The sequence below is a fragment of the Pseudoalteromonas sp. AWM4_233 genome (assembly GCF_056158285.1).
The window spans coordinates 1-8,253 of sequence record NZ_JBSWSZ010000086.1 but is presented as its reverse complement, the minus strand read 5'-3'; the positions used below and the strand labels follow the sequence as shown (position 1 = coordinate 8,253).

Here is an 8,253-nt window from a genome sequence, read left to right as displayed (position 1 = left end):
AAGGTTAACGACGGTTAGATTCACCTCTTACACAGCACCTGGAGCCCGTGGTGACTGTGCCTTGAGTCAATAACTGCTCGACTTGTGCCATCAAAGCAGGCTTGTTATGCACTGCATTCGACTCAGTTCTAGGAGTTAAGCGCCCTTCGTTGGTATATAAGCGATCCGCAAAAGCTTCAAACAACAATGGTAGGTTATATTTTTCAGCCATAGCTAAGTGCGACGCTTGCTCGTTGGTCGCCAGTAGCATTAACTTTAGCGGTTTGGCATAGCTACTCACTGCCTGCATGACAGTTTCTAAAATGCCGTTATCGGCCATCATATCGTTATACAGTGCACCATGTGGTTTTACATAACTAATTGATAAACCATGCACTTGTGCCATACCGTCAAGGGCTGCAATTTGATAGTGCAAACAATTTACTAACTCATCATGACCGAGCTTCATAGAGCGGCGACCAAAGCCTTGTTTGTCGGGATAGCTTGGGTGAGCACCAATTTGCACATTATGCTGTTTAGCAAGCGTGAGGGTTTGAGCCATCACATCCGGGTCTCCAGCGTGAAAGCCACAAGCAATATTTGCCAAATCAATCACTTGCATAGCGTGGCTATCTAAACCCATTTGCCACGCACCAAAGCTTTCACCTAAATCGCAATTTAATAACATGTTTACTTCCTTTAAATACTGACAGGGAGTTGGCCTTCAGGCTTTTCTAATCCCAGTACATCTACTTCGTTCAGTTACGTATTGCTAAGGTTAAGGACGAAGAACTCAAGTCAAAGGCCAGCACCTAGACTTCACCGCTGTAGAGGCTCGGCGGAGTCGCCAGGTAGAAGGTCGTATTGCTGTTAGTTTGATACTTCTGCTCGATATCATCCAAACGAGATTTCAGTTTGGCGTAATCTTCTACATTCTTGGTATCAATGGCTTGGTAATGAAGGCGTTGACAGAAAGCATCAAGCACCTGAGGGTCAACTTTTTCGTTGGCTGTCAGCGAATCTTTCAATTTCTGCTGGAACTCATCATCAGAGTAGTGAGTTCGGCTTACCCCCAAAATAGCGAATTCTTCAGACAGCAATCCATTCGCGAATAGGTGGTAAAAGGCTGGGATCAACTTACGATGAGTCAGATCACCCGACGCCCCGAAGATGACGATACAATTATTTTCAGGCTTAACCATAATGCTTTCCCACTCGCCTGAATCCATCAGGACAAGTTATTCATTTTATTGTGTTGTGAATGTTATCAACACGGCTAAAAAGCACCAGAAGGTTTTCCCTATCGCAGCGATAGGTAAAACCTTCAATTGGTCACATTTTAGTCGATAATGAGAACGGCGCCTTTTGGGCGCCTCATTATGTATGAGAAGCACATAACATCCCAGCTACATTTGTCTGGTACTACCACCTAAGACAAGGCAACTAATTGCTTTGTATACTCTTGTTGCGGCTCACTAAACAGGGTTTGAGTTTCCCCCTGTTCAACCACCTGCCCTTGGCGAAGCACCAGGGTATAGTGACAAAGCGACTTCACAACATGGAGGTCATGGCTAATAAAGAGGTAGGTTAAGTTATACTTTTGCTGTAGGTTTTTTAATAACGTAAGCACCTGAAATTGAACAGTTCTATCTAGCGAAGATGTTGGCTCATCCAACAGGATAAACGCCGGTTTCAGCACCAGAGCACGGGCAATAGCGATCCGCTGGCGCTGACCACCAGAGAATTCATTTGGATAGCGATGACGTGTTTCGGGATCGAGTTCTACATCTCGCATCACATCACAAATGACCTTGTCTTCCTGCTCTGGCGTTAGGTTTTGATGAACTTTTAGCCCCTCACCAATAATTTGTGCCACTGACATTCTCGGGTTCAAGGCTGAAAACGGGTCTTGGAAAACCACTTGCATCTTGCTGCGTATGGGCAACATTTGTTTACGATTAAACGCCGAGATATCTTCTCCGCGGTATAAAATTTCACCGGTACTTTCCAGCAATTTGAGAATCGCCATGCCTGTTGTCGACTTGCCCGAGCCACTCTCCCCCACCAAACCGACACTGTGGCCTGTACGAAGTAAAAAGCTCACATCGGTCACCGCTTTGATATGATCCTTAACGCGCTTTAATACCCCACCTTTGACAGGAAACCACACCCGCAAGTCTTTTACCTCGAACATGGGTGCCGCTGCCATATCAACAGGGACCGGCTCACCACTTGGATCGGAGTTGATCAACTTGATGGTATAAGGATCTTGCGGCCGTTCGAACACTTCAGTCATGGTGTTGGTTTCCACCAAACGCCCCATCTGCATCACCGCAACACGATCGGCAATTTTTCGAACGATGCTCAAGTCATGGGTGATAAACAGCATAGCCATGCCCATTTCACGCTGTAGATCTTTGAGCAAATCCAAAATCTGCGCCTGTACCGAAACATCCAGTGCCGTTGTCGGTTCATCGGCAATCAACAGTTCCGGCTCGTTAATAAGCGCCATCGCTATCATTACCCGCTGGCGCTCACCACCTGACAATTCGTGCGGATAAGATTCCAATCTTTTTTCTGGGTTTCTGATCCCGACTTTCTGCAACCATTCCAGCGCTTTCTTCTGCGCTTCTCGCTGCCGAGTACCACGGTGGATAGCGAGGATTTCACACAACTGGCGGCCAATTTTATGCAGTGGATTCAAAGACATCATCGGCTCTTGAAAGATCATACCAATGCGGTTACCCCGTAAACCACGCATTTCCCGCTCACTACAACGCATCATATCGATGCCATCATAATGAATATGGCCGCTGAGATAACGGGTGGATGATTTCGGCAGTAAGCGTAAAATCGCATTGGCTGTTGCCGATTTTCCCGATCCACTCTCCCCACCAGCGCAAGGGTTTCTCCGCGTTTAATATTCCAGGCTAACGTTGTAGGTTACCTGATTGGTTGATTTTCCGCTTTTGAAAGCCCACCGACAGATTTTCAATAGTAATAATAGGTTGAGACATGGTTACCTCTGATGGTGGGAGATCAAATTCGTCACGCACGGCTTCACCGACAAACACCAGCAAACTCAGCATGATTGAAAGGACAACGAAGGCAGATAAGCCCAACCACGGCGCTTGCAAGTTAGTTTTGCCCTGAGCCAGTAGTTCACCTAATGATAGCGGGAACCCGCTGGCAGGCCGAAGCCAAGGAAATCCAGTGACGTTAGTGTCGTTCCCGAGCCGCTGAGAATAGAATGGCATCATTGTCAGTGACGCCACCATAGCATTCGGCAGCATATGGCGTAACATAATACGTCCATCACCGACGCCCATCGCCTGGGCAGCCCTGACATAATCAAGGTTCCGACACCGAAGGAATTCGGCACGAACCACTCCGACTAGTCCCATCCAACTAAACAGCACCATGATGCCAAGCAGCCACCAGAAGTTAGGCTCAACAAAGCTGGATAAAATGATCAGCAAAAACAGCGTCGGCATGCCGGACCATACTTCAATAAAGCGCTGACCGAACAAATCGACCCATCCGCCGTAATACCCCTGACTAGCACCAACGATGACACCAATCACAGTAGAAATAATGGTAAGCGCAAACCCGAACAAAACAGATATACGAAAGCCATATATGATGCGGGCTAGCACATCACGCCCTTTGTCATCCGTACCAAGCCAGTTAACACTATCCGGTGGCGACGGAGCCGGGCCAGACAAGTTGTAATTGATAGTGTCGTAACTAAAGCGGATAAGCGGCCAGATCATAAAGCCGTCAGCCTCGATCAAGTCCGCCACATAAGGGTCGGTATAATCGGCTTCAGCATCAAACTCACCACCAAACTCGGTTTCTGAGTAAGGGGTGAGCTGATGGGGAAATACCACTGCGATTCAAACTGAATCACCAGCGGCTTGTCATTAGCAACCAGCTCTGCGAACAAGCTGAAGAAAAACAGGATCGAGAAGATCCATAATGACCAATAGCCCCGCTTGTGAGCGCGGAACCTCGCCCCAACGTTCCTTGGTTAATGGGTTAAGTTTCACTAACGTGCCTCAAAATCTATCCGTGGATCGAGCCAATGTATAGGTAATATCCGAAATAATGTTCAGCAACAGCCCGAGTAGCGTCATGATATACAAAGAGCTAAATACTACCGGGTAATCTCGCTGTATGGTCGACTCAAACCCTAACAATCCTATCCCTTCAAGAGAGAACATCACCTCGATAAGCATCGCCCCTGTGAAGAAGATGCTGATAAAGGCCGCCGGAAAGCCTGCGATGATGATCAGCATGGCATTACGGAAAACATGGCGGTACAAAATGCTGCGCTCATCAAGCCCCTTGGCGCGGGCAGTGACCACGTACTGCTTATTGATTTCAGTCTGGGAAGGAGTTTTTGGTCAGCGTTGGTCAAAGTGGCAAAGCCGCCAATAACCATCGCCAGAATAGGCAGTGTCAAATGCCAGAAATAGTCGATGATCTGCTGGTACCAGTTCAGCTGGTCAAAATTGGACGACACCAACCCGCGCAACGGGAACCAACTAAAATAATTGCCACTGGCAAAAAATATGATCAGCAATATCGCGAACAAGAGACCGGGGATAGCATAGCCAACGATCACTACCGCACTACTCCAAACGTCGAACCGCGAACCATGTTTGATAGCCTTGGCGATCCCTAATGGAATAGAGACCAAATAAATGATTAGCGTACTCCAAAGCCCTAGTGAGATAGAGACTGGCAAGCGATCGATGATCAAGTCGATCACATTACCGCCTTTGAACAGGCTCTCGCCAAAGTTGAATGTGGCGTAATCCTTGAGCATATCGAAGTAACGCTCGTGCAATGGCTTATCAAAGCCAAACTGTTTCTTGATTGCTTCGACCACTTCAGGATCCAGCCCCGCGAGAGCCTCGGTAACCGGAGCCGTTTTCAGAAGGCTCTAGCGATCCAACTTCCTGCCCGCCACCGGTAAAACGCTCCATGATACCGGAGCTATGGCCTTCAAGCTGAGCCACTGCCTGTTCAACCGGTCCTCCTGGCGCAATTTGAATGACAAAGAAGTTGATGGTGATGATCGCCCACAAGGTAGGGATCACCAACAACAGACGCCGAATAATATATGCCGACATACTTACCGCCGCTTCTCAGGTAACTTGGCCGCTTTTTCAGTATCAATCCACCAGGTATCTCGACCCAAAGAGTATTTTGGCCGTACATCCGGCCGAGAGAACTTATCCCAGCTCGACACACGGAACATACTGATATGCCACTGCGGGATGACGTAGAAGTTCCACTGCAATACCCTGTCGAGTGCCCGGCCAAGGCTTAGCAACTTATCTGGGTTTTCCTGATTTTCTGCTATCTGCTCAGTCAGGTAGTCAATTGCCGGATCTTTTACCCCTGCGGTATTATAGGTACTGTCGATAAAATTACTGTTCCAGGCAATCATCAGGTTCGGGCTCGGGTAAGGGTTAGCCCCGTAACCGGCCGAGACCATATCGAAATCCCTGTCACGCAAGCGTTTGATGTACTGAGTGGTATCAACAGTACGCAGAACGCATATCGATACCCAGTAATTTCAGGTTCTTCTGAAGAGGAATCGCCAGACGCTCAGTGGTCGGGCTGTACATCAAAAGCTCAAAGGTAAAGGCTTCTCCGTTCTCAACATTTGTCATAACTTTGTTCTGCACTTCCCAACCGGCTTCTTTCATCAAGGCCAAGGCTTTTCGAAGTTGAACGCGTATACGGCCGGAGCCATCAGATACCGGCGGCTGGTACTCCTCGGTGAACACCCTCGCAGGTACTTTGTCTTTTACCGGAGCCAGAACAGCAACCTCATCGTCGGATGGCAGTCCCTTGGCTTCATAATCAGTATTTTGGAAATAGCTGCGAGTACGGGTGTACTGGTTATAGAAGAGGCTTTTGTTCATCCACTCGAAGTCCATGGCATAAGACAGGGCTTCTCGTACTTTGGGATCGCTGAAATAGCTGCGCTCGGTATTAAACACAAAGGCCTGCATCGACTGCGGAATCTGGTCCGGGATCTCTTCCTTTATAATGTATCCCTTATCAAAATTCGGGCCTTGGTACATGGTGGCCCAGAACTTAGCAACGTTCTCTTCGCGTATATCATATTCACCGGCTTTAAACGCTTCCAAGGTGACGGTTTCATCCCGGTAATAATCGTACTTGATCGTCTGGAAGTTGTTCCGGCCGACATTAACCGGCAAATCTTTCGCCCAATAATCTTTCACCAAGGTGTAGGTGACACTTTGACCAGACTTGTAGTCAGTAATTTGGTAGGCGCTGCTGCCAATTGGCGGTGTATTGAGAGGCTCACTGAGGTTCTTGTCTTTCCAGTAGTGCTCAGGCAATACGTTCATGCCCTGTACTAACGCCAACAACACTTCTCGGTTCGGCTTGGCCATCTCGATTCGAGCGGTACGCTCAGACTTCGCCGTGACCGATTTGACATCTTTAAAGTAAACCTTGTATTGGGCGACTCCTTCCTTCATGAATTTATCAAAGGTAAAGGCTACATCAGCGGCAAGGATCGGCTCACCGTCATGGAATTTGGCATTCGGGTTGATATCCACTTCCATCCAGGAAAAATCTTCCGGGTAACGAACCTTTTCGGCGATGAGGGGGTAATAGCTGTCAATTTCATCTTCTGAGGACACAAACAAGGTGTCATAGATAGCTTCGCTCCCTGCCGCCGATACTCCCCGTGAAGCAAAACGGTTGAAACTATCAAAAGTGCCAACTTGAGCGTAGGTTACCTGCCCGCCTTTGGGAGCATCAGGATTCACGTAGTCAAAATGGGTAAAGTCCCCAGGGTATTTAGCGGTTCCAAACCCTACCAAAGAGCGGCTTTCTATCACTTCACTAGCCGATACGGAACCAGCAATGACCATCGCCACCAGCAACGACGAGACGCTTTTGTACATCTAGGCCTCCATGCAAAAAATCTGTTTCAGACGGCGCTTACTGGCACCATCTTACTCGTTGAATTAGATGAAATTATTTTGTGGTATATGTTTACGATAGGACACTAATGACAAATGAACAACCACTCAATAGGCAATATGAAAACCTGTGATCACTTGCGACAAGCTATTGAAGCCGTTAATATCGCCCGCTTTCAGGTTTACGGACCGCAATCTCATCTACATTTGCCAGGATAACCCTATGTCAAAGTTCTTCTATAAAGGCCGCATTGAGAAAAAACCAAAGCACGAGAGCTACGGCTTTAATACCAAGCAAGCCAAGAAGTTAGGCACTGAAGTCAACCCACTTCAACTTATTGTCAATAGCGATGAGAAAAAAGCTGAAGTCGAAGCACAGCTTGAACAACACCAAGTCGTCGCCACGATTACGGTTAATCCAGAAGCAGAAGAAAATCTGGTTGAGCTGGAAACATTGATCAACAAACCTAAAACGACAGTATTTGAGAAAACCCCAAACCGTAATGACCCGTGTTCGTGCGGAAGCGGTAAAAAGTACAAGAAGTGCTGCGGTAAATAACCCCGCCAAGCGGTATTAGAGTGGCTAGGGGAAGTCCCCTGCCATTTTTCGTCAAAAAACGTATAATCTCGCGCTGTTGTAAAATTTCGGAAATACGAGTTATGAGCAAAGGTTACGCCTGTGTTGGGTTGTTCAACCCAAAAACCCCTGAAAATGTTGGTTCTGTGATGCGCGCTGCTGGCTGCTACGGCGTCAATAGTGTGTTCTATACAGGCACTCGCTACGACCTTGCCAAGAAATTCTGCACCGATACCAAGAATACCATCCTTGATATCCCATTAATCGGTGTCGAAGATCTGAAAAACATTATTCCGCATGATTGCGTACCCGTTGCCGTTGATCTTGTGGAAGGTGCCAAGCCACTACCTGACTACAAACACCCAAAACGTGCGTTTTACATTTTTGGCCCGGAAGATGGCACGCTGAAAAAGAGACATCACCAACTTCTGCCGCGAAACTATCTATGTACCGACCAACGGTTGCATGAATCTTGCTGCCGCAGTTAATGTCATCCTATATGACCGCATGGCTAAAGGTGAGAGTTTTTCGAACCATTAAGGTCTAAGACTCAAGCAAAAACACTAATGGGGGACAGTTTCTGTGCCCCATTTTTCTATCATTTCCCTAAGCTCAACACTCTGGTATGGCTTACAAAGGATGTCGTCCATTCCAGCCGTAAAGCACTCTTCCCGCTCTGCTTTGGTGCTGGCCTTTGACTACCGTCCTTAACCTTAGCGATAA

7 protein-coding genes and 2 pseudogenes are annotated in these 8,253 nt (G+C 47.5%); 2 read left to right on the top strand and 7 right to left on the bottom strand.

The genetic code is table 11. The annotated features are described in order from the left end of the window. Positions 1 to 4 precede the first annotated feature (4 nt). The 7 genes and pseudogenes from ACXAC4_RS20725 to ACXAC4_RS20695 form a co-directional block, all read right to left on the bottom strand. Positions 5 to 667: a 5-oxoprolinase subunit PxpA gene (locus tag ACXAC4_RS20725; protein ID WP_475165088.1), complete on the bottom strand. Its 663-nt coding sequence runs from the start codon at positions 665 to 667 to the stop codon at positions 5 to 7. Between the two features lie 124 nt (positions 668 to 791). Next, on the bottom strand, positions 792 to 1,181 hold the full coding sequence (locus ACXAC4_RS20720) for a hypothetical protein (protein ID WP_475165087.1): 390 nt from the start codon (positions 1,179 to 1,181) through the stop codon (positions 792 to 794). Positions 1,182 to 1,408: 227 nt separating this feature from the next. After that, positions 1,409 to 2,860, bottom strand: a pseudogene (locus ACXAC4_RS20715) (ABC transporter ATP-binding protein); the annotation flags it as partial. 49 nt (positions 2,861 to 2,909) lie between these two features. Beyond that, entirely contained in the window at positions 2,910 to 3,869 is a 960-nt protein-coding gene (locus ACXAC4_RS20710) for an ABC transporter permease (RefSeq protein WP_475165085.1), read from the bottom strand. 158 nt (positions 3,870 to 4,027) lie between these two features. Then, positions 4,028 to 5,117 (bottom strand): annotated as a pseudogene (locus tag ACXAC4_RS20705) (microcin C ABC transporter permease YejB). Between the two features lie 2 nt (positions 5,118 to 5,119). Then, on the bottom strand, positions 5,120 to 5,485 hold the full coding sequence (locus ACXAC4_RS20700) for a hypothetical protein (protein ID WP_475165083.1): 366 nt from the start codon (positions 5,483 to 5,485) through the stop codon (positions 5,120 to 5,122). Positions 5,486 to 5,528: 43 nt separating this feature from the next. After that, positions 5,529 to 6,935 (bottom strand): extracellular solute-binding protein, encoded by a 1,407-nt coding sequence (locus ACXAC4_RS20695; RefSeq protein ID WP_475165081.1) that lies wholly within the window; start codon positions 6,933 to 6,935, stop codon positions 5,529 to 5,531. A gap of 241 nt (positions 6,936 to 7,176) precedes the next feature. On the opposite strand from ACXAC4_RS20695, the gene ACXAC4_RS20690 reads away from it, so the two are divergent. Both ACXAC4_RS20690 and ACXAC4_RS20685 read left to right on the top strand, forming a co-directional pair. Further along, a complete protein-coding gene (locus ACXAC4_RS20690) occupies positions 7,177 to 7,512 on the top strand; it encodes a PBPRA1643 family SWIM/SEC-C metal-binding motif protein (protein ID WP_475165080.1) in 336 nt (111 codons plus the stop codon). Between the two features lie 101 nt (positions 7,513 to 7,613). Next, positions 7,614 to 8,018: a TrmH family RNA methyltransferase gene (locus tag ACXAC4_RS20685; RefSeq protein WP_475165078.1), complete on the top strand. Its 405-nt coding sequence runs from the start codon at positions 7,614 to 7,616 to the stop codon at positions 8,016 to 8,018. Positions 8,019 to 8,253: the final 235 nt, after the last annotated feature.